This is a genomic window from Serratia liquefaciens ATCC 27592 (genome assembly GCF_000422085.1).
Lineage (GTDB): Bacteria > Pseudomonadota > Gammaproteobacteria > Enterobacterales > Enterobacteriaceae > Serratia > Serratia liquefaciens.
Genome location: NC_021741.1, coordinates 525,152 through 551,215, shown reverse-complemented (window position 1 = coordinate 551,215; position 26,064 = coordinate 525,152). Strand labels below are relative to the sequence as shown.

Genomic DNA, 26,064 nt, shown 5'->3' with positions numbered 1-26,064 from the left:
ATCCTCGGTAGGGTAGCGATGTTATTGTTTTTGCAAAGAAAATATCTGCTCCATCTCCACCCATTTTTCGCCTTTCGGCGTCCAGGGGGTGGCGACCTGGTATTGCCACATCAGGGCTTCCCAGCGCTGCACGTGGGGATTGCTCAGGCTGGCGGCGGCAAACCGCGCGGCATCGAACTCGGTACTAACGTCAACAATCATGAACAGCCGGGTACCCAGCCGATAAATCTCCATATCCAAAATGCCGTGCTCTCGCAGATGTGCGGCAATCTCCGGCCAGATACGCTGGTGATGGTGCAGGTACTCCTCGATCAGCGCCGGTGAGTCGACCAGATCGAGCGCCTGACAAAAGCGCCGTCCCCTGTCCGCCCCGCCACTCATGTGATCGCCCGATCAAGATGCAGATAACCGCCATCCACCGACAGCCATTGCCCGGTGGTGTGCGACGAACGCGATGAAATCAAAAACACCACGGTGTTGGCGATTTCCTGCGGCGTGGTCATCCGATGTTCGAGAGGAATGCGTGCGGTAATTTTCGCGAGCTGCTGTTCCGGCTGCTCGAAGGTACTGATCCAGCGCTGATACTGCGGTGTGATCACCTCCGCCGGAACCACCGCATTCACCCGTACGCCTTCATGGCGCAGCGACACCGCCCACTCGCGGGTCAACGCCAGCACTGCGCCCTTGGCGGCGGTATAACCGCTGGTGCCGCCCTGCCCGCTCAGGGCCGTTTTGGAAGCGATGTTGACGATGGCACCCTTGCTGTTTTGCAGCGCCGACTGACACAGATGCGCCATCAGGTAGTAATGGATCAGGTTTTTCTCCAGCGATCCGACAAAGGCCTCGCGGCCGGCCTCCAACCCCACGCCATCGTTAACACCGGCGTTATTCACCAGCGCATCGATGCGGCCGAAGGTCTCTTGCGTTTGTGCCACCGCCCGTCGACATTCCCGCTCTTCGCATAAGTCGGTGATGATCACCACACTCTGCGGCTGCAACCGCCGTAGCTGCGCCAGAAACTCCGCCTCTGGCGCAGCGTTGGTGACAATCACCGGGATCGCCCCTTCCTCCGCCAGCAGCAGGGTGATGGCCGCACCGATGCCGGAACCGCCGCCGGTGACGATCACCACCTTATCTTTCAGATACAGATCCATAACCAGACTCCGTTAAGCCATAAATTCGGCAGGCGGTGCCGCCCCAAATCTCCGCCTGTTGCGAAGGACTCAGCGTGGCGATCGCCTGCTCACTCAGTTGATAAACCTGGCCATAGTCCCCGGCCAGCAGGCACACCGGCCAGTCGGAACCGAACATCAGCCGCTGCGGGCCGAATACCTCCAGCGCCGCATCAAAAAACGGCAGCAGCTGCGATGCCTGCCACTGGCCACCGGGCACTTCGGTGATAAGCCCCGACAGTTTGCAGACCACATGGCCCAATGCCGCCAACGGCTTGATTTGCTGCGCCCAGTGCTTTGCGCCCAAAGCGATATCCGGTTTACCGAGATGGTCCAATACCAACCAGTAGTCGTCATGTTCAGCGGCAAACTGCGCCGCCGCCGTCAAGTGCCGGTGGGTGACCAACATGTCGTAGACGTAGCCCTGCCGCTGCAGCATCTGCATGCCGCGCCGCACTTCCGGCCGCGCCAGCCAGGCGTCCGGCTGCGGTTCATCCTGCACCAGATGGCGCAGGCCACGCAGCAGAGGCTGCTGCCGCCATTCATCAAGCCGCTGCGCCAGCTGCGGCGCAGTGATGTCCAGCCAGCCCACTACCCCGCAGACGCCACGGCTCTGCTGCACCTGTGCCAACAGTTCCTGTGTTTCCTGCTCGCCGTGGCGGGCCTGCACCACCAGCGCACCGTCAAAACCGTGGAGCTGCAGCAACGGAGCAAGCTGCGCCGGACCAAAGTCCTGCTGCAGCACCGCCATCTGCTCGCTGATCCACGGGTAGCGTTGCGGATGGTATTGCCAGTAATGTTGGTGGGCATCGATGCGCAGCATGGGCTGTTTCCCGTTCAACCGCGGAACCGATACTGTTCGAGCGATGACGCGTGCATCTCGATCGAGTAACCCGGATGACGTGGCGGCATATAGGCCGCCCCCTTGACGTCGCAAGGGTGAACAAAGTGTTCATGCAAGTGATCCACGTATTCGATCACCCGTCCTTCGTGGGTACCGGCAATGCACAGGTAGTCGATCATCGACAGATGCTGAACGTATTCACACAGCCCCACACCTCCGGCATGCGGACACACCGGGAGGTTGTATTTGGCCGCCATCAGCATCACCGCCAGCACTTCATTGACGCCCCCCAGGCGACAGGCGTCGATCTGCACCACGTCAATCGCTTCACGCATGATGAACTGCTTGAACATAATGCGGTTTTGGCACATCTCGCCGGTGGCAACCTTGACCGGATGAACCCCTTCGCGAATGCGACGGTGCCCTTCGACATCATCCGGGCTGGTGGGCTCTTCGATAAACCAGGGCTTGGCGAATGCCAGATGTTTCACCCAAGGGATGGCGTCGTTGACCTCCCAGACCTGGTTGGCGTCGATCATCAGTTGACGATCGGGGCCGATGACCTCGCGAGCAATGCGCACGCGGCGGATATCGTCTTCCAGATCGCGCCCCACCTTCAGCTTCAGGTAGGAGAAACCGGCGTCGACCGCTTCCTGACACAGCCGACGCAGCTTGTCGTCCGGGTAGCCCAGCCACCCGGCGGAGGTGGTGTAGCAGGGGTAGCCTTCCTCCAGCAGCCGTTCCAGACGCTGCTCTTTACCCTGCGCCCGCTGTTTGAGCAGCGTGAGCGCCTCCTGCGGCGTAATGCAGTCGGTGATGTAGCGAAAATCGATGCAGCGCACCAGTTCCTCTGGCGTCATCTCCGCCACCAGCCGCCACACCGGCTTCCCCTCGGCTTTGGCCCACAGATCCCAAACCGCGTTGATCACCGCCCCGGTCGCCAGGTGGATCGCCCCCTTGTCCGGCCCGATCCAACGCAGTTGGCTGTCGCTGGTAAAACGACGCCAAAAGGCCCCCATATCGGCGACGATCTCTTCCAAAGTGACACCGACGATCTGGTGCTCCAGCGCGCGGATCGCCGCGCAGCAGATCTCATTGCCGCGGCCAATGGTAAAAGTCAGCCCGTGGCCGCTCAGATCGGCGCGATCGGTCTCAAGGATCACATAAGCGGCGGAGTAGTCGGGATCCGGATTCATCGCATCGGATCCGTCCAGCGCCAGTGAAGTCGGGAAGCGAATATCTTCCACCCGCAGTGCGGTAATCGTTGTCATGGCAATGCTCCCCATCAGGCCTGTACGGTTGTTTGACGCTGTTCACCCAATCCCTCGATACCCAGCCGCATCGTCTGTCCGGCTTTCAGGTAGAGAGGCGTGGGTTTCTGCCCCATGCCGACGCCCGGTGGCGTACCGGTCGAGATCACATCGCCCGGTTGCAGGCTCATAAAACGGCTCAGGTAACTGATAATTTGCGGAATGCGGAAGATCATGGTGCTGGTGTTGCCGTCCTGATAACGCTTGCCGTCCACCTCCAGCCACAGGTTCAGGCTATGGGGATCGGCAATTTCGTCGGCGGTCACCAGCCAGGGGCCGGTGGGGCCAAAGGTGTCGCAGCCTTTGCCTTTGTCCCAGGTACCGCCGCGTTCAATCTGGAATTCACGCTCCGAAACGTCGTTAATCACGCAGTAACCGGCGACGTGGCGCATCGCGTCCTGTTCGCTGATGTAGCGTCCGCCCTGGCCAATAATCACGCCCAGCTCCACTTCCCAGTCCGTTTTAAGCGAGTCACGCGGGATTTGTACCTCATCGTTCGGCCCGACCACCGCGCTGGTCCATTTGTTGAACACTACCGGCTCGGAGGGGATCGCCGCGCCGGTTTCCGCCGCATGGTCGGCATAATTGAGGCCGATGCAGATAAATTTGCCGATGTGGCCCACGCACGGCCCCAGTCGCGGTTGTCCTTCCACCCGCGGCAGTTGGTTGATGTCCAGTGCACGCAGTTTGTCCAAGGCCGCCGGCAGCAACGCATCTCCGCTCAGGTCGGCAATATGCTGCGACAGGTCGCGGATCTGCCCGTGCGGATCCAATATTCCTGGGCGTTCCTGTCCCGGTGCGCCGTAACGTAAAAGTTTCATGATGTCCTCACTCTAAAAATGTTCCAAAGCGCCTGGCCTCAGTTGCTCCAGCCGCCATCGATAATCTGTACGGTCCCAGTGGTGTAGGAGCTGGCGTCGGAGGCCAGATACAGCGCCAATTGGGCGATCTCGCCGGTGGTGCCGATACGGCCAATCGGTTGACGAGCCACAAACGCCTGGTACACCTCTTCTTCGCTGCGTCCCTGCTCACGCGCCTGCTCGGCGATGCGCTGCCGCAGCGAAGGCGACTCCACCGTGCCGGGGCAAATGGCGTTGCAACGGATGCCCTGAGTGACGTAATCCGCCGCCACCGAACGCGTCAGGCCGATTACCGCCGCCTTGGTGGCGCTGTAGGCAAAGCGGTTAGGCACTCCTTTCACGCTGGAAGCCACCGAGGACATATTGATAATCGACCCGTTTTTTCGCGCCAGCATGCCGGGCAGAAAGGCGCGGATCATGCGGTACATCGCGGTCACATTCAGATCCAGCGCAAATGCCCACTGATCCTCACTGCACTCCAGGATTGATCCGCTGTGTACCACGCCGGCGCAGTTGAACAGCACGTCGATCGGACCAAGGCTTTCCGCCGCTGCCGCAATCGCCGCGGCATCGGTGACGTTAAGCGTCATTGGCTCGATGCCGGGCAAACCCTGCAGTTGCTCGGTGTTGATGTCGGTGGCAATGACTTGCGCGCCTGCCTCAGCAAAAAGTTTGGCGGTACTGAAGCCAATCCCCTGGCCGGCGGCGGTGATCAGCACGCGTTTTCCGGTTAAATTCATTTTCGCTCCCTTGGCTTAAAGGTCTAATGGTCAGGCCACTCAGGGCGATTAAAGGTCAGGCCTTTAACATGACAAAAGACGCTTTACGCGTTATGGTTTGGTGAGAATGTTATGAGATACACTTGGAACAGCTTTTTGATTAACCAATTTTTTACACTTGAATAACGATTACTCAAGCGGTTTGACTAATAACTGTGCGCTGAATCACTTAACACGGAAAAGGCCAAGGTAAAAAATGCCGATCACCCGACTGGAAAACCCTCGTATTTACAGACAGATAGCCGACCAATTGAAACGGCTTATCGATAACAATGAATTTCCTCCCGGCAGCCGCCTGCCCTCCGAACGCGATCTGGCCCAGCAGTTACAGGTTAGCCGGGCCTCCGTTCGAGAGGCGCTAATCGCGCTGGAAGTGATTGGCCTGGTGGATGTCAAAGTCGGCAACGGGGTGATCGTCCGGGCGCAAACGCCGGTGATGACATCGCAAGAGCCGGTGATGGCCCAGGCCGGCCGGGATCAGTGGGCGGAAATCGATGATGAATTGAATATCGAGCTGGATTTTAACGCCGAGCTGCCGCCGTTCTCACTGCTGCAAACCCGCCTGTTGATCGAACCCGAAACGGCGGCACTGGCGGCACGGCACGCCACCGATCAGGAACTGGCGGGCATCCGTGAGGCCTACGAGCAAAACTGCCGTGATAACCGCGCGGGATCGGCCACCCATCCCGGCGATCGGCTGTTCCATATCCGCATCGCCCAGGCCAGCGGCAACCCAGCTTATGCCTTTATCATCGGCCACCTGCTCGGCCACCGCTACGGCAGCATGTTCCGCGTACTTCAACGTCACTATACGCCGGATGACATGCCGCACCGTTCCGAGCAGGAACACCGGGAAATTCTGGCCGCTATCGAGGCGCGTGACGTGCGTGGCGCACGCAAGGCGATGAAAGCGCATCTGGACGAAGTGATCGCCATTTTCGCCCGCGCGCAGTAGGACGATTGGTCGGCATCAGGGCGGTGAGAAATTTTTTCTCAAACCGCCTTTTTTCCACATGCAGCCAAGGCTCAGGCACATTACACTGACAGCATATTGCATTGCACCCTATGGCTTTCAAGTTGCAGCTAGGCGACCTGATCGCTCATCCCCAGCTTTTGTAGAGGCGCCGCATGCTGCGCCCGCATTAATCGGGGCGAATATATTCGCCCCCTACAGTAACTGGGATGAGTGACAAATCTGTCGGAAACGGATTTGAACGCTGCGGCTTGAAAGACGACGGGTATAGGCCCTTTCACTGCTGCCTTTTAAAATGGATAACCATCGTTGAAGAACTCTTTCTCCGCTTCATTGCTGGCGCTGAGCCTGTGTGCCGCGCCGCTGGCCGCGCAGGCCGCCGCCCCGCAGCTGGCTTCGCAAATCGTCGACCAATATGCCGAGCACATTTTCTACAACAGCGGCGCCACCGGCATGGCGCTGGTGGTGATCGACGGCAATCAGGTGGTTAACCGCAGTTTTGGCGACACCAAACCCGGTAACAACCTGCGTCCGCGCCCGGATTCCCTGATCCGCATCGCCTCGATCACCAAGCTGATGACCAGCGAAGTGATGGTAAAAATGGCGGCGGAAGGCCGGGTCAAACTCACCGATCCGCTGCGCAAATACGCCCCGTCCGGTGCCTACGTACCGGCTTATAACGCTCGCCAGCCGATCACCTTGCTGAACCTGGCCACCCACACCAGCGCACTGCCGCGTGAGCAACCGGGCAAGAAACCGCCTAAAACGCCGGTGTTCACCTGGCCGACCAAAGCACAGCGCTGGCAGTGGCTGGAGCATGCCAACGTGACGGTACCGCCGGGCGTACGTGCCTCTTATTCCAACCTGGCGTATGACCTGCTGGCAGATGCGCTGTCACGAGCGGCGGGTAAACCTTACAGCGCCCTGCTGAAAGAAAAAATCACCGCGCCGCTCGGTATGGTCGACACCACCCTGACCCCCAGTGCCGAGCAGTGCTCACGGCTGATGGTTGCCTCAGCCGGCCCCAGCGCCTGCCGCGATACCACGGCCGCGGCCGGCAGCGGCGGCGTTTACTCTACCCCACGCGATATGCAGCGCTGGATGCAACAGTTCCTCACTTCCAACGTCTCCGGCCCACGCAAATCAACCGCGGCCAGCGAGCAGACCATGTACTTCCAGCGTAACGATCTGGTTTCGCTCAAAGGGATGGATGTGCCGGGTGAAGCCAGCGCCCTGGGATTGGGATGGGTGTATATGGCGCCGAACGGCGAACTGCCGGGGATTATTCAGAAAACCGGCGGTGGCGGTGGCTTTATCACCTATATGGCGATGATCCCGCAGAAAAACGTTGGGGTATTTGTGGTGGTAACCCGCTCGGAACTGAGTAAATTCACCAACATGAGCGATCCGGTTAACCGGCTGGTCGCCGAGTTGGCGACCAACAAAAGCTAATGCCGTAACGGGGCGCAGCCCATGCGCCCCGCCGTTTTCAGACTAACGCCGCCATCTTGTGCATCACCGGATGGAAGTTGCGTTTGAAGTAGATCAGGCCGTTACCGCCCGCACTCACCCGGATCTGGCGGATCTGCACCAGATAAACCTGATGGGTGCCAATGCTCTGGATCTGCTCGATTTCCCCTTCCAGACTGGCCAGCGTGTTACGCAGCACCGGCTGATTCAGTGCGCCGTTTTGCCACTCCTCCAGACGGAAACGATCCTCCATGCTGAGTTCGGTCATACCGGCGAAGTGGCGCGCCATCAGCTCCTGCTCATGATTCAACACGTTAACGCACAGACGCTGATTCGCCTGGAAAACTGGGTTCATCGCGCTGTTGCGGTTAATGCAAACCAGCAGCGTCGGCGGCGTATCGGTCACCGAGCACACGGCGGTGGCGGTAATGCCGCAGCGCCCCGCAGGACCGTCGGTAGTGACGATATTCACCGCGGCGGACAGGCTGGCCATCGCGTCGCGAAACAGCAAACGGTGTTCATTTTCCTGAGACATACACCCCTCCTTCAGGATCACTTGAGCAAGTTATCCAGCTGATTAATGTCACCATTATTATGCAGATGCGGCACTTTCCAACCGTGCTGGTCGTAGTCGGACAGGCATTTGTCGACCATCTCCATCATCTGGTTCATGGCGCCGGATCCCTGTGCGTTGCGCAGACACTGCAGGCGGATCTCATCCTGGCTGCCGGCGTAGTTGATCTCATACAGCTCGTGGCGACCGCCGAATTCGCTGCCGATCGCATCCCACATCAGCTTGAGGATCTTGATGCGTTCAACGTGATCCATACCGTCGGATCCGCGCACGTAACGCGCCAGGTATTTATCGATCTCCGGGTTATTCATGTCGCGCACGCTGGACGGCAGATAAATCAAACCGCTGGTGACGTTCTTTTCGATAATGTGCTTCACCTTGGTGTAGGCCATTGGTGCCATCACGCGGTAAGTTTGCATCGCGGTGGAATCCGGCAGATAAGCGCCGTTTTCCCATTGGGTGGCCTCGGCGCACATCGCATCGCTCAGTGACCAGAACATATTGCGCCAGGCCACTACTTCGCCAAGATCGGCCTGTACGCCACGGAACTCCAGCACGCCGGTACAGGACAGGCTTTTTTGCAGCAGCGCGGTGATAAAGTCCATCTTCACCGCCAGGCGCACACAGGCCTGCAGCGGGAACAGACGAGCGAAGCCCCCTTGCGTACTCCAGCGACGACAACGATCGAAATCGCGGTAGATCAGCACGTTTTCCCACGGGATCAGCACATGATCCATAATCAGGATCGCATCGTTCTCATCGAAACGGCTCGAAAGCGGATAATCGAACGGGGATCCCGTTGCGCCCGCCACCAGCTCATAAGAGGCGCGAGAAATCAGCTTCACCCCTTCGGCATCCATCGGCGCCACAAACATCAACGCGAAGTCCGGGTTATCCCCCATCACCTGGGCAGAACCAAAACCGATAAAGTTATAGTGGGTCAGCGCCGAGTTGGTTGCCACCACCTTGGCCCCGCTGACGATAATGCCCGCGTCGGTCTCTTTCTCCACCTGAATGTAAACGTCTTTCACTTCGTTGACCGGCTTGTGGCGGTCAATCGGTGGGTTAACGATAGCGTGGTTAAAGTACAGGCCGGTTTCCTGAATGCGTTTGTACCAGTGGCGCGCGTTATCGGCGAACTGACCATAAAACTCGGGATAAGCCCCCAGCGCACACCCGAAGGCTGCTTTGTAGTCCGGGGTGCGCCCCATCCAACCGTAACTCTGGCGCGACCAGTCGGCGATAGCATCACGCTGCTGACGCATCTCTTCCGGGCTGCGGGCGTAGCGGAAGAATTTGTGAGTGTAACCGCCGTTGCCGGTATCGGTGTTCCAGCACAGGCGATCCTGGCTGACCGGATCGTGCAGCGCGTCGTACAGTTGACCGACCGAAGCCGCTGCATTACGGAATGCCGGGTGAGTGGTGACATCTTTCACTCGTTCGCCGTAGATATAAATCTCACGGCCGTCCTGCAAACTTTTCAGGTATTCGGCACCGGTGAACGGGCGTTTGTTGTCAGCACGAAAGTCTTCAGGTTTCATTTAAGTCTTCCTCGTAATCGGCATAGTGCAGACCGTGGATTCGGTCGCTTGTTAAAATAATGTTTTCTTTTGGTTGCTTAATTGAAGCTTCCAGGGCCGGTTTCGAGAAGAGACTTTTGCGGCAAACGCCGGTACTTTTCAGGCGGGTTGGCCGCAATCGCCGCGAATTGTGATCCAGACAGTGTTCCGCCGTTATGAAAGGGGATGCTGCGCGGCGCGGTAGGTCGAGGGTGAACAGCCTTCCAGACGATTGAAGAAACGCGCGAAATAGGCCGGATCCTTAAAGCCCAGGCTATAGGCGGTTTCATGCACCGTACAGGCGCTGAATAGCAGCATGCGCTTGGCTTCGCGCAGCAGGCGATCGAAGATCAAACGTTTGGGGGGCTGATTGGCAAACCGTCGGCACAAATCGTTGAGCCGCGATTCGGTGACGCCGAGCGCCTGAGCATAGTCCGGCACCGCCAGGTGATCGCGAAAACGCTCATCGACCATCTTGTTGAAACGCTGGAACAGCTTCAGCTCACCCCGCACGCCGCTGGTGGCGGTATCCTCCAGCGTGGTATTGCGCAACAGCAGGGTAAACACCGCCTGCGCCAACAGCACCAGCGTCTGTTCGCGGCCCACTAACCTCTGGCTGAACTCACGCCGGATCAGCGCCCAGTAATGGCTAAGCGCGGTCAATTCCTGCGGTGCATCCGCCAGTGAAAGGCAAATGCCCGGCATGTCCAACGCCAGATTGCTGCCAGGGTAGAGGCGCTCCAGCAAAGGCCAAATCAGCTCCTGGCGTACCGTCAGCACGTGGCCGTCGCTGTCCGGTTCGGTGAAAAACGCATGGGGTACCGAGGGCGGCGTCAGGATGAACAGCGGTGCCTGCACCGAATAGTGCTGGCTGTCCAGCTGCAGCTCTATCTTGCCGGTCTCCAGAAAATGCATCTGGAAAAACCGATCGTGCCAATGCACCTGCATATCGCGGCCAAAAAACGCCGCCAGTCCGGCGAAGGTTTCATAGTGCACTTCGTCGGTGGCGTAACGCGCATCGTACTCTTTGCAGATATCGATATTGGCGATAAAACCGGTACTTTTCTGCACATCATCCTCCATCAGCGATGAGATCCGTGATAAGCCTTTTATTAGGCGTCATTGTCGCAGGCAGTTTGGCCATGGACAGCGCGCAGCAACCCGAGCGTACACGCAGTACGTAAGGGGTCCGAGCACTGCCCTAGGCCAAAATGGCAAGTAAAATAGCCTAATATCAGGCTTATGGCGTGGCCCGGGGACGCGAGCCCTGCATCGGGATCCGCCACACGATCACGGCACCGATGATCAACAACGCCGAAACGAAATACAGCCCAGAGTTAAAGCTGCCGGTCAGATCCTTAAACCAGCCGATCAATACCGGGCTGACCGCCGATCCGATATTGCCGGTGGCATTGATCACCGCGATCCCAATCGCCCTCGCCTCGAGGCTGATGGACTGATCCGGCGTAGTCCAGAAGATCGCCATCGCCGTGAACGACCCCACCGACGCCATCACGATCCCCAGCAGCTGGATCATGCTGTGATCGGTGGCCGACGCCAGCAGCCAACCGGCAGCGGCAAACAGGTACGGCAGCGCGGTGTGGTGTTTGCGCTCTTGCAGCCGATCCGATCTCTTACTCCACCACACCATGCCGGCGATGGTACAGACTTGCGGGATCGCCGCCAGAATACCGATCACAATGTTGCTACTGCTCTGGTTGAAGCTCTGCAGGATCTGCGGCGTCCAGATATTGATGGCGCTCAGGGTGTTGGTCAGACAGAAATAAGCCAGGGTATACATCAGCACGATCGGGGTGAAAATTTCCCGCCACAGGCTGCGCTGTTGCAATGCCCGATGGCTGCCCGGCCCATTGGGCTGCACCAGTTGCAGTTTGTCCGCCTCCATCATCGCCTTCAGACTGGCCTTTTCCTCGTCGGTCAGCCATTTGGCCTTGGCTGGAGTATCGTCGAGGTAGAACCACACCACCACGCCCAACAGCACCGAAGGAATGCCCTCCAACAGGAACAGCCATTGCCACCCTTTGAGGTTCATCAGCCCGTCCAGCGCCAGAATATAGCCGGACACCAGCGAGCCAATCGCCATGGTTACCGGCATGGCGATCATAAACAGCGCGTTGGCGCGAGCGCGGTAAAAAGCCGGGAACCAATAGGTGAGATACACCAGAATCCCCGGCAGAAAACCGGCCTCGGTAATACCTACGATCATCCGCAATAGGTACAGGCTGGTCGGCCCGGTGGCGAACAGCGTGCAGGTCGAGGCGATGCCCCACAGCACCATGATGGTGGCGATCCAGCGGCGCGCGCCGACGATCCCCAGCATGATATTGCTCGGAATGCCGAAGATCACATAGGTGACGTAGAACAAGGTTGCCGCCAGGCCGAACATGGTCGAGCTCAGGCCGAGATCCTTGCCCATCGTCAGCCCGGCGAAACCGATGTTGATGCGGTCGAGGAAAGAGAAAACAAACAGCACAAACAGGAAAATAATCAGTCGCCGAAATAACTTTTTAATCACCGATTGCTCGGCGGCGGTTAACGCTTTATGTTGCTGCGCCGGGTTGACCGGCGGCAGCGAATCGACGTTGCTCATGGTGTCTCCAATAAGATGGCGGCCTGCAACCTAATAAACGCTCGGGGACTGTACGGGCGGCCGCTCTTGTTTAAAGCGGCTGGCCAAAGATTCCGCCGCTCGCGACAGCAGGGTGGTATCCACCCCTACTGCGACAAACAGCGCGCCGGACGCCAGATAGTGCTGCGCCAGTTCCGGGTTGGCCGTCAGAATGCCTGCTGCCTTACCGGCGGCGCTGATGCGCGCTATAGCGTCGTCGATGGTGCGCTGCACTTCCGGCTGCTGTGGATTGCCGGAAAAACCCATGTCGGCACTGAGATCCGCCGGGCCGATAAATACCCCGTCGACCCCCTCCACCTGCAGGATGGCATCCAGGTTTTTCACCGCCTCACGGGTTTCTATTTGCACCAGTACGCACATCTGCGCGTCGGCCTGTTGCAGGTAATTCGGCACCCTGTTCCAGCGGGAAGCACGAGCCAGCGCACTGCCAACGCCGCGTATGCCATGCGGCGGATAACGGGTGGCTCGCACCGCGTCACACGCCTGTTCTGCGTTCTGGATCATCGGGATCAGCAGCGTCTGCGCACCGACGTCCAACAGTTGCTTGATCATCACCGGATCATTCCATGCCGGACGCACCACCGGATGACTCGGATAAGGCGCGATGGCCTGCAGCTGGCCCAATACCGTTTGTACGTTGTTGGGCGCGTGTTCGCCGTCGATCAGCAGCCAGTCGAAACCGGCCCCGGCCAGCATTTCTGCGCTGTAGCTGCTGCACAGCCCCAGCCACAGGCCAATCTGCGGGCGTTTTTCCTGCAACGCCTGTTTGAAAGGGTTGGTTAACATGGTGTTCTCCATTGGTTTTTCCACTCTCCCACAGGGAAAGGGCCGATCAGACAAAGCGACAGCTGATGCAGCCCATCGGGCCATAATCCGCATGGAAGGTGTCGCCACGTCGGGCGGCAACCGGTCGGGTGAAGGAACCGCCGAGGATCACCTGCCCGGCTTCCAGCTCTACGTCGTACGGGAAAAGTTTGTTGGCCAGCCAGGCCACGCCGTTGGCCGGATGGTTCAGCACCGCTGCCGCCACGCCAGACTCTTCAATCACGCCGTTGCGGTACAGCAACGCGCTGATCCAACGCAGATCCAACGCGTCCGGTTTGATCGGCCGCCCTCCCATCACCACCCCGGCGTTGGCGGCATTGTCGGAAATGGTGTCGAACACCTTGCGCGGGCGCTGAGTTTCGGGATCCACGTTATGGCTGCGCGCATCGATGATCTCCAGGGCCGGAATGATGTAATCGGTGGCGTTATAAACGTCGAACAGCGTGCAGTTTGGCCCGCGCAGCGGCTTGGCGAGCACGAAGGCCAGCTCCACCTCGACGCGCGGCACGATAAAACGGTCGATGGGAATATCGCTGCCATCGTTGAAAAACATGTCGTCCAGCAGCGCGCCGTAATCCGGCTCGGAGATCTGGGAGCTGACCTGCATGGCGCGCGACGTCAAGCCGATTTTATGGCCCTTGAGTTTGCGCCCTTCGGCGATCTTCAGCTCTACCCACTGGCGCTGAATGGCGTAAGCGTCTTCAATGGTGATCTCGGGATGATCCAGCGACAGCGCGCGGATCTGCTCGCGGTTTTGCTCCGCCTGATGCAAGCGCTGCACGGCACGACTAACCAGCTCTTTATTCAACATTGACGGCCCCTTAGCCTTGGCGAAATAGCGCGTGGACATTGTTTTGCTTGTAGTTCAGCACCGGATCCAGCTCTTCCATCGTGAAGGACAGCGCCAGATAGCGCCTGGCCATCAGCGCGGCAAAATGTTCTTTGATCAGCGCAAACAGCATCTCGCCCACCTGTTCACGACTTTCCAGGCTGCGGCCGTGACCAATCTTCAATGTCATATGCACGAAGGCGTAATCGTGCTTACCGTCGGCCATCTGCCAGGTATCCAGCCAGATAGCGCGGCTGCGCACTCCGGCCAGAGGAAAAATACCGGTGTCCGCCAGTGCCTGATTGACCTTGGCGAACAACGCGGGGAGCTCGGCTTCTTCGCGGATGTTATTGGTGCATTCAGCATAAAAATGCGGCATAGCAATCTCCGGGAAACGAATTTGCGCGAACGCCTGTCCGCGCGTTGGGGGCTACAGGGTGTTACCGAGCTTAAAGCCTTTCTCTGTATCGCCTTGACGGGTATAGGAAAAACCATCCGCGCCAATGGTGACGGCCATTTCGCTTGGCGCGTTACGTTCGATAACCGGCTGCGGCTGGCCATCGAGATCGAGCACCAGTGACCCCTCGGTGTACCAGCTTGGCACTACCGGGTTGCCCCACCAGTCGCGGCGCTGGTTATCATGCACATCCCAGCTCACGGTCGGGTTGTCAGGATCGCCGGTGTAGTAATCCTGGGTATAGATTTCTACGCGATGGCCATCGGGATCGCGCAGATAGAGATAAAAGGCGTTAGAGACGCCGTGGCGGCCTGGACCACGTTCGATCAAATCGGATTTACGCAGTGCGCCGAGCTTGTCGCAGATGGCCAGAATGTTGTGTTTTTCATGGGTGGCGAACGCAATATGGTGCATACGCGGCCCGGCGCCGCCGGTCATCGCGGTGTCGTGCACCGTGGCTTTGCGGCGCATCCAGGCGGCGTAAACCACGCCATTTTCATCCCGGATATCTTCCGTCACGCGGAACCCCAGGCCCTGGATGTATTCCACCGCACGCGGAACATCGGGCGTGATCTGGTTAAAGTGGTCGAGACGTACCAGCGCCCCTGGCGTGTAGAGATCGTAACGCCAGGCCAGACGCTCGACGTGCTGCACGTCGTAGAAGAATTCGTACGGGAAGCCGAGCGGATCCTCTACCCGCACCGAATCGCCAATGCCTTTGGCGAAGCCATTCACCCGACGCTCGGTACGACAACCCAGCGCTTTGAAATAGGCTTCAGCCCGATCGACGTCTTCCGGCGTACGCACCCGGAAGGCAAAGGCCGCAACGGCAGCCACCGGTCCTTCACGCAGCACCAGATTATGGTGGATAAACTCCTCCATCGACCGTAGATAGAGGGTTTTCTCGTCCTCGGCGGTCACAACCAGACCCAGGATATCGACGTAGAATTCGCGCGCGGCTTTAAGGTTGGTGACCTGAATTTCCATATAGGCGCAGCGCACAACATCGGGAGCAGGGACAGCATCGGTGGTAAGTTTGGTCGTCATTGTTCTCATCTCCTTCTTTTTTATTATGGTTTGAGGCTTAAACGCCCCAGCGCGGGATCGGGTGGTCACCCATGGAAATGCACACGTTCTTCATCTCGGCGAACACTTCAAAACTGTATTCCCCGCCCTCGCGGCCGGTGCCGGAAGATTTCACGCCGCCAAACGGCTGGCGCAGATCGCGTACGTTTTGGGTATTGACGAAAACCATCCCCGCTTCAATATTGCGGGCCAGACGCAGCACCTTGCTCACATCCTGCGTCCAGATGTACGACGCCAGGCCGTACTCCACGTCGTTGGCCATGCGCAGGCCGTCTTCTTCCGATTTGAACGGCAGCAGGCAGGCCACTGGCCCGAAAATCTCCTCCTGCGCGATGCGCATCCGATTGTCGACATCCGCCAGCACCGTTGGGCGCAGGAAGTTGCCGTGGCTCAGACCTGCCGGTTTGTCCGGGCCACCAGCCAACAGGGTGGCGCCTTCTTCCAGCCCGAGGCGGATATAGCCGGACACTTTTTCCCAGTGCTGCTGGCTGATCAACGCCCCAACCTGCGTGTTGGGATCCTGCGGATCGCCTACGCGCAGGCGGTTGGCGCGCTCGGCAAAACGTTTGACGAATTCCGGGTAAATGCTTTCTTGAATAAAGATGCGCGAACCCGCGGTGCAGCGTTCACCGTTGATCGAGAAAATGGTGAACAGCGCGGCGTCCAGCGCACGTTCGATGTCGGCATCTTCGAAAATCAGTACCGGCGATTTCCCGCCCAGCTCCATGGAAAACTTCTTCAAGCCCGCGCTTTCAATGATCCGGCGTCCGGTGGCGGTGCCGCCGGTAAAGGACACCGCACGCACGTCCTTATGACGCACCAGCGCATCCCCGGCGGTGGCGCCGTAACCCTGCACCACGTTGAGTACCCCGGCCGGAATGCCGGCTTCCAGCGCCAGTTCACCCAGTCGATCGGCGGTCAGCGGCGACAGCTCGGACATTTTCAGCACCGCGGTATTGCCCAGCGCCAGGCAAGGCGCGGTCTTCCAGGTTGCGGTCATGAAAGGCACGTTCCACGGTGACACCAGCGCACACACCCCCACCGGCTGGATCAGCGTGTAGTTGAGCATCTTGTCGTCCACCGGATAGGTGCGGCCGTTCATCTGCTGGCAGATCTCGGCAAAGAACTCGAAGTTGTGAGAAGCGCGCGGGATCAGCACGTTTTTGGTTTGGTGGATCGGCAGACCGGTGTCGGCGGTTTCCATCTCGGCAATCTGCGGCACGTTTTCGTCAATCAGCTCGCCCAGACGACGCATCAGGCGAGCACGCTCTTTCATTGGCGTATTGGCCCATTTCGGGAACGCAGCCTTGGCGGCAGCTACCGCCTGATCGATCTCCAACTGCCCGCCGGAAGCGACCTCTGCCAGCACCTCGCCGTTGGCCGGGTTGGTGGTAGTGAAATACTCTTTGCTGGCTACGTTTTTACCGTTAATCCAATGGTTGATGGTTTTCATCGCAGGCTTTCCTCGTAATCTTTTTCACTGATGATGTGGTTAACCAGACGGCCGATGCCCTCAATCTCCACCACCACTTCATCGCCCGGCTGCACGTCGGCCAGCCCTTTCGGCGTACCGGTGGCGATCATGTCGCCCGGCTGCAGCGTCATAAATTCACTCAGGTAACTGATCAGGTAGGGGATATCGAAAATCATGTCGGCGGTGCTGCCGCGCTGACGCAGCTCGCCGTTGACGTAGGTGCTGAGTGCCAGACGGTGCGGATCGGCGATATCGTCACGATCGACGATGTACGGCCCAATCGGCGTCAGGGTATCGCGGCTTTTCACCCGCAGATTCGGGCGGTAATAGTTTTCCAGATAGTCGCGAATGGCGTAGTCATTGCACAGCGTGTAGCCCGCCACGTATGCCATGGCATCTTCGCGGCTGACGTTACGCGCCGTCTTGCCGATCACCGCCACCAGCTCGGCTTCGTAGTGCATATAGTCGACGTTGGCCGGACGTACCGAAACCTGCCGATGGCCGGTCAGGGTGTTCGGCGCCTTGAGGAACACCAGCGGCTCTTCCGGGGCCTTGAATTCCAGCTCGCTGGCGTGATCGGCATAGTTCAGCCCCAGGGCAAACACCGTGCCCTGCGCCGGTGGCAACCACTCGACGTCCTGCTCTGGCAACACCGTGCCGTCCGGCAACGTCACGCGCAGTTGCTCGTCGACGCTGACATTAACAATTTGGCCATGATGGCGAATACGGGCGTGTCTCATGCAATTTCTCCTGCCTGCACTACGCGGTTGGTCAGGGTCGGCAAACCGGCGGCACTCACCCTCACTTTATCTCCAGGTTTGATCTCTACCCGCTGGTGCGGCGTACCGATCAGCACTGCGTCGCCCGGCTGCAGGGTAATAAAATCGCTGATGGCGGCGATCAGTTCCGGCACCGAACGCACCAAATCGGCCGTCGACCAGCGATCCTGCTCTACCCCGTTGATTTCGGTGATGATCTCCACCGCATCGGTGGTCACCAATGAACCGATCTCCCCCAACGGGCAAAAACCGTCGCGGCATTTCGCTTTGATCGCCGGGCGGTAGAAGCTGCTTTCCGGCAGGCTGATGTCGTTGGCCAGCGCATAACCGGCCAGATAGTCGGCGACCCGTTCGGCTGGCACCTTACGGGCGGTGTTGCCAATCACTACCGCCAGCGTGGCGCCGCTTTGCACTTGCTCACCGGCAGGAAACGGGATCGCCCCGCCGTTGGCGAGGTGGGTATTGCGCGGTTTGATAAACCACACCGGGGTCTTCGGCGGGGTTTTATACGGCGGCTGATGAAACGCCTGATCCCAGGCGTCTATCTGGCTGCGGTGATTCAACGCAACGGAAAATACGGTGCCTTTCATGCAAACTCCTTTCAATGACACAACAGGGCAATTCGGCATTCATTAATATGTTAATGAATACTTTTATACGCTGTTCAGCTTTTACGCAACGCCGGTGGATTGATTTGTGATCGTGATAACAAAATATTCACAACCCATGAACATTGGCGTGATTATTCAACGAATTAATCATTTTTAGGTGATTTTTACCGCTGCGGATGCGTTTTCGCTTTATCCATCTGGGTAAACTTGGCTACTATTAAGTTATTAATAAAATCAGGATTTACCGATAGGGGTATTGCAGTGTCCGCACGGCCACCTGCTGAGCCACAACGGTAAATGCCTGAATGACGAACACCTTTATAGCCAAGGCCAAATCTATGCATGAGTCCTTAACCATTGCCCTGCTGCAAGCGCGTGAAACCGCCATGGGCTTTTTTCGCCCGATCCTGAAAAGCCATAACCTGACCGAACAGCAATGGCGCATCATTCGCGTTTTGGCCAACAGTCGTTCGATCGAATTCCACGAATTGGCAGCAGAAACCTGCATCCTGCGCCCCAGCCTGACCGGCATTTTGTCGCGCATGGAACGCGATAAGCTGATTTTCCGCCTGAAACCGGTTAACGATCAGCGCAAGCTGTACGTGTCTCTCACCCAGCAGGGTCAGGAGCTGTATGAAGTGGCGCGCCACCAGGTAGAACAGGGGTACGCTGAAATCGAAGCCGCATTTTCACAGCAGAAAATGGACCAGTTGATGACCTTACTGGACGAGCTGATCACCCTGGGGGATAAACTGCCCGCCAACGTGACCGCTCATCCCACAAAGAAATGATCCTTCCGATTATCATCCTCTGATTAATTGGCGTTGCAGCCAGGCTGCAACGTCAAGAAAGAACAGGATGAGCCTCGGGGAGTAACGCGCCGCCGTCCACCACCAGCGTTTGGCCGGTCATATAGGCGGCCGCCGGTGAGGCGAGAAACACCATCGCCGCCGCGATGTCTTCCGGCTCCCCCAATCGCCCGAGCGGCACTGCGGCCGCAATCGCCTGATTGACCGCCGCGCCCCCCAGATTGGCCATCGCCGGCGTGCGGATCATTCCCGGCTCCACACCGTTGACCCTGACGCCAGCCGCCGCCAGTTCCAGCGCCGCCGCGCGAATAAACCCGTTTACTCCGGCCTTTGAAGCGGCGTAGTGCGCCAACCCCGGATAGGCGACCCGTGGCCCGGTCACCGACGACGTCACCAAAATGCAGCCCCCGCCCTGACGCTGCATCCAGGGTAAAGCCGCCTGCGCCAGAAAGAACGGCGCCATCAGATTAACGCTCAGCGTGCGTTGCAATAACACAGCGTCAATCTCGGTAAAGGGCGTCAGCGGGAAGTAAGCCGCGTTATGGATCACCACGTCCAGCCGCTGATGCTGCTGCCCCACCGTTGCAACCAGTTCGGCAATCTGCCCCGGATCGGCCAGATCGCAGGCCATCGCCTGGACCTGCCCGCCCTGCTGTTGCAGCGTCTCGGCGGCATCCTGCGCTTTTTGCAGCTGCAGATCCGCCATCACCACCGTCGCGCCCAACTGAGCAAAGGCACTGACGATCGCCAGCCCGATGCCCTGCGCACCGCCCGTCACCAGCACCACCTGCCCCTTGAACGCATCAGCCGCATAGGTTGCATTCATCGGACTATCCCCGTGGATGGTGGGTGGTGTTCAGCACCTGCGCATGGGCGCCTACCGCAAAATTGCTCAGCGCGCTGAAATCACTGCCCTGATAGCCGAGGATCTTGCCGTCGGTGCGCATGCCTTGCAGATCGATCATGACCACGCCCAGCGTCGGCACAATCTTCTCTCGCCAGACAAACAGGTACAGCTGTTCGGCCACCTTCACGTAGTGGCAGCGATCGACATCCGCCAGCCCTTTCTCCACGCCGTCCAGGCACTGCCAGGCGTAGAAATTGTCGTTCAGATAAATGTGTTCGTAACGCTCGGTCGGGCTGTAGGTATACATGTTACGCATGCCAATCAGCTCGTCGGTGAACTCTGGCGGCGCAACATCGGCGTTATCCAGCGTGCCAAAGTGGAATTCAACGTTGACCGCCGTCAGCGGCAACCCTTGCTCAACCCGGCTGAAGGCGTCCAGACGGGCTTGTTCCTCATCCGGCAACTGGCCATACACCGCCGTGAAATTACCCTGGTTGCGATCGCACACCAGCGTAATGCTGGCGTTCTCCTGTGCGGGATCGAGAAAATCGATAAACAGAATGCCGGGGCGGATGCTGGTGGCGCGATAAGCGATGCCCCTGTACTCCCCCCAACTCAGCGTCTGCTCATCGACAAAGTGACAACTCAGCATTTCACCGTCGGCAAAACGTAATGTCAGCGTGTTACCGCTCAACCCATGCTGCTGTTCCAGCGTATTGCTGTGCGGCGCAAAGCCTTCCGCCAGTGCGCCAACCTGAATAAATACCGCTTCTGTACTCATTTGATGCTCCTTAAAGGGAAGTAAAAGCCAATGTCGGTACGTCGACGATGGTGGAGCCGCCGTCGGCCACCAGCGCCGCACCGGTAATGATCGACGCGTCCTCCGAACAGAGAAAACGGCAGATAGCGGCGATCTCTTCGGCGCTGGCCGGGCGACGCAGCGGCACGTCGCGGCATACCCGTTGGTAAGCCTGCTCCAGCGTAAGGTGGTACTCAGCCATCAGCGGCTGCATCTCTTCATCCGCCATCGGCGTAGTGACCCAACCGGGACACACCGCGTTGGCACGCACGCCCAGCGGGCCGTAGTCACGAGCGATGGAACGCATCAGCCCAATCAGCGCATGTTTGGCGGTCACGTAGCCACACACCTCCGGCCCGGCGGCCAGCGAAGCGATAGAGGCGACAAACAGCAGGTTGCCGCCGGTTTTCACCAGCTCCGACAGGCAGGCGCGGGCGCTGGCAAAAGCACTGTTGAGGTTGCTGTCCAGCGCCTGACGCCACTGGTCATCGTTCATTTCGGTAATGCGCCCCAGCCCCATCCCGCCGGCGCTGCAGATCAGGCAATCAATGCGCCCGGCCTGCTGCAAAATGGCCGGCAGCAGCTGGCTTTGCCAGCATTCACCGCTGGCCGCATCCCCCACCAATGCCTGCGCGCCAATGTCGTCCGCCAGCGCCATCAGAGGTTCACGGCGGCGGCCGATGATAAAGACCCGATCGCCCCTGCTCGCCAGCAGCCTGGCGCACGCAGCCCCCACGCCGGTGCCGCCGCCGGTAATCACCACCACTCTACTCATCCAGTTTCTCCATCAATTGGCCGATCATCAGCAGGCTGCTCAGCAGCAAGCGCCGCTGCTCCGGTTCCAGCCGCAGATAGCGGCGACCGGCAGGCAAACGGCTGACCACTTCCGAAGCGGCGAAATGTTCGATCTCCAGCCGCCAATGACCGGCCGCGACCGTCAGTTGGATACGCCGAAAATCCAGCTGCTCCAGCGTTTCGGCAATCTGCGGATAGCGCCGCAGAGCGGCAATCATTCGCTGCGCTACGGCATCATCCCGGGTCGCGCGATAAACCACGCCGCGTCGCCGCAACCAACCGCCGGCGTTAATGCGTAGCGTCAGCGGCTCCTTCTGCGAGCACGCCCCCTGCACGCAGAAACGCTGACTAACGATATGCGCCATAAACAGCGCGCTGACCTGTTCGCTAATGTCGATAACCGCCCCCTGCGGCAAGGTCAGGCGCAGCAGGCAGGGCGAAAGGCGCTCGCAGGCATAGGGCTGCAGATTGTTCGCCAGCCGGCTGAGGGTGACGCCTGGCTGGTAGCCCGCCGGGGAGCGCTGCCAGTAGCGATTAAGTGAGGGAAGTAAGCCGATCAAACTGCGCCTCCTCGCTTTCCGCTTTGGCAAAGGCCGTTTCCAGTACCTGTTCGACCGGCACCGGTTTAAACGGATTGACCTTTTGCACGCACAGGGTCCAGAACAGCGCATAGGCAGCAGTCAGGCCAATCATGATGCTGAACGGGATATAGACGGCACGCGGATCCATGCCCGGCGGGGTGATATAGATAATCGCCAGCACGATGCCCACGCTGGAGACAATTTGCGGCAGCGGGAACCAGGGAGATTTGTAAGCGCGTGGCAGATCCGGGCGGCGAATACGCAGGATCACCACCGAGCAGGTGACCAGCAGGTAGGCCACGCCCCAGGCGCACACCGCCGCCAGCACCAGCGGAATAATACGGTCGAGATTGCCCTGAATGGCAAAGGCATGCACGCAGGGGATCAATACCGCGACCAGAATACCTACCACCGGGGTTTTAAAACGGGGGTGCAGATAGGCGAAGATACGTGGCAATGCCCCGTCCAGCGCCATGCCGTAAAGAATACGCGGCACCGCCGCCATCAGCGTGTTGATGGTCGCCGCCCCGGCCAGCAGCAGCCCAATACCCAACCAGTATTTGCCGAACTCGCCCATCACCTGACCGGCAAAAGCCGGGATCGCCATCGGCGTATCCAGCAGATGAACGCCGTTGGCGGCATCCACCACCACGTTTTCCACCTGATGGCTGAGCGCCGCACCGTACAACGCCATGCACACCGCCACGCCACACAGCCCCAGCGACATCGCCCGTGGGATAACACTGGCGGAGCTTTTGATCTCCGGCGCCATCGGCGTGACCAGCTCACAACCGACGAACATAAACATCGCCATACCGATCAGGCTGAATACCGCAAAGGGATCGCTCAGGCTCAGCGTGCTGCCGAACCAGCCTTCCAGCGGTACTGCATGCGGCGAAAGCAGCCCGGTAATGCCAAATATCACCAGGGTGCTCCACATGGCGAAGGTCAGCACGATCTCCGCTTTACCGAAGGCCTCGATGCCGAAGGCGTTGAGTGCACCGAACACGATGACCAACCCCACCCCCACCATCCAGGAAGCATTGTGAGTTTCCATCAGGGTATTAAGGTGCTCAAAATTCACCAGCGCCATAATGCCGGAGAGAATGGTTTCGGCGGTCCCGGCAAAGATATGCACGATCAAGTAGGCCGACAGCGCGCCGGTAATGGCAAAAAAGCGTCCCATACCACAGGCGATATAGTCATACACCGATCCGGAGGTCGGCAAGATCGCCGCCGCTTCCGAGAAGGTGGTGAGCTGGGCCTGCATCATGATAAAGGCGATCAGCATCGCCAGCGCGAAGGTATCGCCGCCGATGCCGAAACCGCTGGTCACGGTGAGGATCACCGGGCTGGCCATAATCACCCCGACCGAGCTGGCCAGCGTGGTGGGGAATCCGACCTTGCCCCGCTCAAGATGGGCATGAAGCCGCGACGACAGGTTCATGGTTATGTCCTCTTATAGTTTTATCGTTTGGCCCTGATGGTGCTTTTGCAGGTGTTTCGTCGCCAGTGGCGGCAATATCACTATAGAGAGGAAAAGAAAATGCTGACTATCGTCCTTAAGGACGAGGCTAAACCATAGCTTTTTCGTCTTACCTTTGGTGCCCAATCAACCGTTATGGTTTTCGTTGGCCGGAAAAGGTTTTCACAGAGAGAACAAACGGGATTAAGGCTGTCTATCGTTCTTAAGAACGAGCCGTGGGGAGCGGCATCAGCGGTGAGACTGGCCGGTGATATCGCAGGGGGTCACCACGCCGAGGGGGAAATTGCTGTAAATTCAGCAGGAAGGCCATAGGCAATTCGTTAATATATTAATAAAATATCGACACTCGTGCGGCACTGTCGCTGCCGAGGCCTCTTCGTTGCCTTGTTATTTATGTGTTTTATTGCAATCAGGCTCACGTTGTTAATATGTATTTATTGTGTTGCACAATTGCTATCACTATGCTTGTATCGTTCACATATTGACCGAATATTCCAGACCGAACGATAAAGGGAGGAAATGAATCATGCACATTACATCGTCCGATGCCTTTATCAACAGCTGTTTGACCACCATTGCGCACCTGATCCCGGTGTCCGCAGGGGTGTTTTATTTGGTTAACCAGGACCTGCGGCCAGACCACTATATTTTGCACGGCATCTCCGATAAAACCCACCAGCAGTACTTGAACCATTTCCAGCAGATCGATCCGCTCAAGCCTGCCAACTTTCACCAGCAGGACATCAATATGGTCGGCATGAGCCCGGCGGCAATCGCCAATAACCGCCATTACTATCATGACTTTATGCTGCCCAATGATATGCGCGACATGACGGAGATCTTTATTCGGCAGCGTAAACGCATCGTTGCCGGGGTGTCCTTGATCCGCGATACGCCGTTTACCGAACTGGAACGCGGTCGCCTGCGGGCGGTGATGCCGCTGATCGAACTGGCGACCCGCGACCTTTTGCCCGACGGGGAAGCCCGCCTGCTGACCGCCAAAGAGCAGGAGATCGTCAATATGGTGCGTGAAGGCGCCAGTAATAAACGCATAGCGTTGAAGCTGGGTATTTCGCTTTCAACGGTAAAAACCCATATGCGCAATATTTTTGCCAAAACTGAAGTGGTCAACCGTACCGAATTGGTGGCCAGCAGCTTTATTGCCCACGGTTAATAAATAGAGCCATAACATCGGCTTATAGTGGAGAAAATAAGTTCGTTAATTATTCGCCATTCATGGCGCGGTTTCCGCCTGCCCAGAATACGGCAACGCGGTTATATCTGACTCAGGCTTAACCTGCGGGGATAATTATTATGTCCAGTGATTCCGTTTCTGTACCCGCTGCCGGGGCGGCTCTCCCCTGCCCGCCGCGGCTGCTGACCGCCATCATCATCTTTGCCGCCATTGCACCGGGCATCCTGATGACCGCCCCGGCGGTTGCCGCGCAACTGGCCAGCCAATGGTCGCTCACCCCCGCGCAAATCGGCCATCTGTTTTCCACCGAGCTGGGGGCCATGAGCCTCGCCACCCTGCCTGCCTGGTGGTGGATCAGCCGCGTTAACTGGCGCCGGGTGGCAACCCTGGCTGCGGGGGTGTTTATCGTCGGCAATTTGGCGTCGGCAATGGTCAGTGATTTTCACCTGTTACTGGGGCTGCGTTTCATCGCCTCTTTGGCGGGCGGCACACTGATGATCCTGTGTATCACCTGTGCCGGTGGCACCGCCAACCCCAGCCGGGTTTACGCCTTGTGGGTGCTGGGCCAGTTGGTGCTTGGCGCCGTTGGGCTGCTGGTGCTGCCCTTGCTGTTCGCCCATTTTGGCCTGATGGCGGTATACCTGATCCTGGCGGCCATCATGCTGTGCTGCCTGCCGCTGCTTTCCGCCTTTCCCAGCGGCTTTCACCCTGCGCAATCCACCGCCCATACCACGGCAACGCCGTGGCTGCGTAAAGTCTTCGCCGTCCTGGCGGTGCTGACCTTTTATATCAGCCTGAGCGCAGTCTGGACCTTTATCGGCAGTATCGCCCACGCGGCCGGCCTTTCGCCGGTCAGCAGCGGCCAGGTGCTGGCGGCCGCCACGCTGTTTGGCATCGTCGGCGCCGGTGGTGCGGCGTTCATCAGCGCCAGGCGAGGCGGCAATGGGCTGATCTGGCTAAGTTACGGCTTGTTGCTCGCCGGCATTGCGCTGCTGTTCCACACGCCGCAGCTGCTGCGTTTTGCGCTGGCAGCGGTGCTGTTCAAGTTTACCTGGACCTTTGTGCTGCCGTTTATCCTGGCCCGCGTCGCCGGGCTGGATAACAACGGCAAGCTGATGAACAACATCAATCTGGTGATTGGCGGCGGCATGGCGATCGGCCCATCGCTGGCCGGTTATTGGATTGAGTCTTCAGGCGGTTTCGACAGGCTGCTGGTCGGGGCGCTGGGCAGTGCGCTGCTGTCGCTGCTGCTGATTTCGCTGGCTTCACCGCGCGTTCAACGCGCCATTTAACAGGAGTA

Annotated in this window: 27 protein-coding genes; 5 read left to right on the top strand and 22 right to left on the bottom strand. The window is 58.8% G+C overall.

Going from position 1 to position 26,064, the window contains the following annotated elements:
• Positions 1-21 precede the first annotated feature (21 nt).
• From M495_RS02545 to M495_RS02520, 6 genes are read right to left on the bottom strand one after another with little or no spacing between them, the layout of a single operon-like run.
• Positions 22-381: an L-rhamnose mutarotase gene (locus tag M495_RS02545; protein ID WP_020825100.1), complete on the bottom strand. Its 360-nt coding sequence runs from the start codon at positions 379-381 to the stop codon at positions 22-24.
• Positions 378-1,154 (bottom strand): L-fucose dehydrogenase, encoded by a 777-nt coding sequence (locus M495_RS02540; RefSeq protein WP_020825099.1) that lies wholly within the window; start codon positions 1,152-1,154, stop codon positions 378-380. The genes M495_RS02545 and M495_RS02540 overlap by 4 nt, the downstream gene beginning before the upstream one ends.
• Positions 1,132-1,995 (bottom strand): amidohydrolase family protein, encoded by an 864-nt coding sequence (locus tag M495_RS02535; protein WP_020825098.1) that lies wholly within the window; start codon positions 1,993-1,995, stop codon positions 1,132-1,134. The genes M495_RS02540 and M495_RS02535 overlap by 23 nt, the downstream gene beginning before the upstream one ends.
• A 14-nt stretch (positions 1,996-2,009) precedes the next feature.
• Positions 2,010-3,287, bottom strand: a complete 1,278-nt coding sequence (locus M495_RS02530; protein ID WP_020825097.1) for an L-fuconate dehydratase — start codon at positions 3,285-3,287, stop codon at positions 2,010-2,012.
• A 14-nt stretch (positions 3,288-3,301) separates the two neighbouring features.
• Entirely contained in the window at positions 3,302-4,147 is an 846-nt protein-coding gene (locus M495_RS02525; protein ID WP_041414170.1) for a fumarylacetoacetate hydrolase family protein, read from the bottom strand.
• 38 nt (positions 4,148-4,185) lie between these two features.
• Positions 4,186-4,926 (bottom strand): SDR family oxidoreductase, encoded by a 741-nt coding sequence (locus M495_RS02520; RefSeq protein ID WP_020825095.1) that lies wholly within the window; start codon positions 4,924-4,926, stop codon positions 4,186-4,188.
• Positions 4,927-5,161: 235 nt separating this feature from the next.
• On the opposite strand from M495_RS02520, the gene M495_RS02515 reads away from it, so the two are divergent.
• Together M495_RS02515 and ampH are read left to right on the top strand one after the other, a co-directional pair.
• Entirely contained in the window at positions 5,162-5,920 is a 759-nt protein-coding gene (locus M495_RS02515; protein WP_020825094.1) for a FadR/GntR family transcriptional regulator, read from the top strand.
• A 327-nt stretch (positions 5,921-6,247) separates the two neighbouring features.
• Positions 6,248-7,390, top strand: coding sequence for a D-alanyl-D-alanine-carboxypeptidase/endopeptidase AmpH (ampH, locus tag M495_RS02510; protein ID WP_020825093.1), 1,143 nt, complete (start codon positions 6,248-6,250; stop codon positions 7,388-7,390).
• A 37-nt stretch (positions 7,391-7,427) separates the two neighbouring features.
• Here the strand turns inward: ampH and hpaC are convergent, their stop codons facing one another.
• The 11 genes from hpaC to M495_RS02455 all read right to left on the bottom strand — a co-directional run bounded on the left by hpaC (position 7,428) and on the right by M495_RS02455 (position 18,231).
• Positions 7,428-7,943, bottom strand: a complete 516-nt coding sequence (gene hpaC / locus M495_RS02505) for a 4-hydroxyphenylacetate 3-monooxygenase, reductase component (RefSeq protein ID WP_020825092.1) — start codon at positions 7,941-7,943, stop codon at positions 7,428-7,430.
• Positions 7,944-7,960: 17 nt separating this feature from the next.
• Positions 7,961-9,523, bottom strand: coding sequence for a 4-hydroxyphenylacetate 3-monooxygenase, oxygenase component (gene hpaB, locus M495_RS02500; RefSeq protein WP_020825091.1), 1,563 nt, complete (start codon positions 9,521-9,523; stop codon positions 7,961-7,963).
• 192 nt (positions 9,524-9,715) lie between these two features.
• Entirely contained in the window at positions 9,716-10,624 is a 909-nt protein-coding gene (hpaA, locus tag M495_RS02495; RefSeq protein ID WP_020825090.1) for a 4-hydroxyphenylacetate catabolism regulatory protein HpaA, read from the bottom strand.
• Positions 10,625-10,781: 157 nt separating this feature from the next.
• Positions 10,782-12,152, bottom strand: coding sequence for a 4-hydroxyphenylacetate permease (gene hpaX, locus M495_RS02490; RefSeq protein ID WP_020825089.1), 1,371 nt, complete (start codon positions 12,150-12,152; stop codon positions 10,782-10,784).
• 30 nt (positions 12,153-12,182) lie between these two features.
• Entirely contained in the window at positions 12,183-12,977 is a 795-nt protein-coding gene (gene hpaI, locus M495_RS02485; protein WP_041415201.1) for a 4-hydroxy-2-oxoheptanedioate aldolase, read from the bottom strand.
• A 46-nt stretch (positions 12,978-13,023) separates the two neighbouring features.
• On the bottom strand, positions 13,024-13,827 hold the full coding sequence (gene hpaH, locus M495_RS02480; RefSeq protein ID WP_020825087.1) for a 2-oxo-hept-4-ene-1,7-dioate hydratase: 804 nt from the start codon (positions 13,825-13,827) through the stop codon (positions 13,024-13,026).
• 10 nt (positions 13,828-13,837) lie between these two features.
• On the bottom strand, positions 13,838-14,224 hold the full coding sequence (locus tag M495_RS02475; RefSeq protein WP_020825086.1) for a 5-carboxymethyl-2-hydroxymuconate Delta-isomerase: 387 nt from the start codon (positions 14,222-14,224) through the stop codon (positions 13,838-13,840).
• 51 nt (positions 14,225-14,275) lie between these two features.
• Positions 14,276-15,349 carry a 3,4-dihydroxyphenylacetate 2,3-dioxygenase gene (gene hpaD, locus M495_RS02470; protein WP_020825085.1) on the bottom strand — a complete coding sequence of 358 codons (1,074 nt, stop codon included), beginning with the start codon at positions 15,347-15,349 and terminating at the stop codon, positions 14,276-14,278.
• A gap of 37 nt (positions 15,350-15,386) precedes the next feature.
• A complete protein-coding gene (gene hpaE, locus M495_RS02465; protein WP_020825084.1) occupies positions 15,387-16,841 on the bottom strand; it encodes a 5-carboxymethyl-2-hydroxymuconate semialdehyde dehydrogenase in 1,455 nt (484 codons plus the stop codon).
• Positions 16,838-17,602, bottom strand: coding sequence for a fumarylacetoacetate hydrolase family protein (locus tag M495_RS02460; RefSeq protein ID WP_020825083.1), 765 nt, complete (start codon positions 17,600-17,602; stop codon positions 16,838-16,840). Before M495_RS02460 ends, hpaE begins: the two co-directional genes overlap by 4 nt.
• Positions 17,599-18,231: a fumarylacetoacetate hydrolase family protein gene (locus M495_RS02455; RefSeq protein WP_020825082.1), complete on the bottom strand. Its 633-nt coding sequence runs from the start codon at positions 18,229-18,231 to the stop codon at positions 17,599-17,601. The genes M495_RS02460 and M495_RS02455 overlap by 4 nt, the downstream gene beginning before the upstream one ends.
• A gap of 359 nt (positions 18,232-18,590) precedes the next feature.
• Here M495_RS02455 and hpaR point away from each other — a divergent pair, with 359 nt between their 5' ends.
• Complete coding sequence (gene hpaR / locus M495_RS02450) at positions 18,591-19,043, top strand: homoprotocatechuate degradation operon regulator HpaR (protein ID WP_041415197.1); 453 nt, start codon at positions 18,591-18,593, stop codon at positions 19,041-19,043.
• 52 nt (positions 19,044-19,095) lie between these two features.
• Here the strand turns inward: hpaR and M495_RS02445 are convergent, their stop codons facing one another.
• The 5 genes from M495_RS02445 to M495_RS02425 are packed head-to-tail and all read right to left on the bottom strand — an operon-like array spanning position 19,096 to position 23,530.
• The gene (locus tag M495_RS02445; protein WP_020825080.1) at positions 19,096-19,887 is read right to left on the bottom strand and encodes an SDR family oxidoreductase; all 792 of its coding nucleotides are present in this window, start codon (positions 19,885-19,887) and stop codon (positions 19,096-19,098) included.
• Positions 19,888-19,891: 4 nt separating this feature from the next.
• Positions 19,892-20,689 carry a molybdenum cofactor biosynthesis F family protein gene (locus tag M495_RS02440; protein WP_020825079.1) on the bottom strand — a complete coding sequence of 266 codons (798 nt, stop codon included), beginning with the start codon at positions 20,687-20,689 and terminating at the stop codon, positions 19,892-19,894.
• A gap of 10 nt (positions 20,690-20,699) precedes the next feature.
• Positions 20,700-21,482, bottom strand: coding sequence for an SDR family NAD(P)-dependent oxidoreductase (locus M495_RS02435; protein ID WP_020825078.1), 783 nt, complete (start codon positions 21,480-21,482; stop codon positions 20,700-20,702).
• Positions 21,475-22,062 (bottom strand): DUF3156 family protein, encoded by a 588-nt coding sequence (locus tag M495_RS02430; protein WP_020825077.1) that lies wholly within the window; start codon positions 22,060-22,062, stop codon positions 21,475-21,477. Before M495_RS02430 ends, M495_RS02435 begins: the two co-directional genes overlap by 8 nt.
• Complete coding sequence (locus M495_RS02425) at positions 22,037-23,530, bottom strand: APC family permease (protein WP_020825076.1); 1,494 nt, start codon at positions 23,528-23,530, stop codon at positions 22,037-22,039. The genes M495_RS02430 and M495_RS02425 overlap by 26 nt, the downstream gene beginning before the upstream one ends.
• A 565-nt stretch (positions 23,531-24,095) precedes the next feature.
• Between M495_RS02425 and M495_RS02420 the strand changes: the two genes are divergently transcribed.
• Positions 24,096-24,743: a helix-turn-helix transcriptional regulator gene (locus tag M495_RS02420; RefSeq protein ID WP_020825075.1), complete on the top strand. Its 648-nt coding sequence runs from the start codon at positions 24,096-24,098 to the stop codon at positions 24,741-24,743.
• A 140-nt stretch (positions 24,744-24,883) separates the two neighbouring features.
• The gene (locus M495_RS02415; RefSeq protein ID WP_020825074.1) at positions 24,884-26,056 is read left to right on the top strand and encodes an MFS transporter; all 1,173 of its coding nucleotides are present in this window, start codon (positions 24,884-24,886) and stop codon (positions 26,054-26,056) included.
• Positions 26,057-26,064 lie beyond the last annotated feature (8 nt).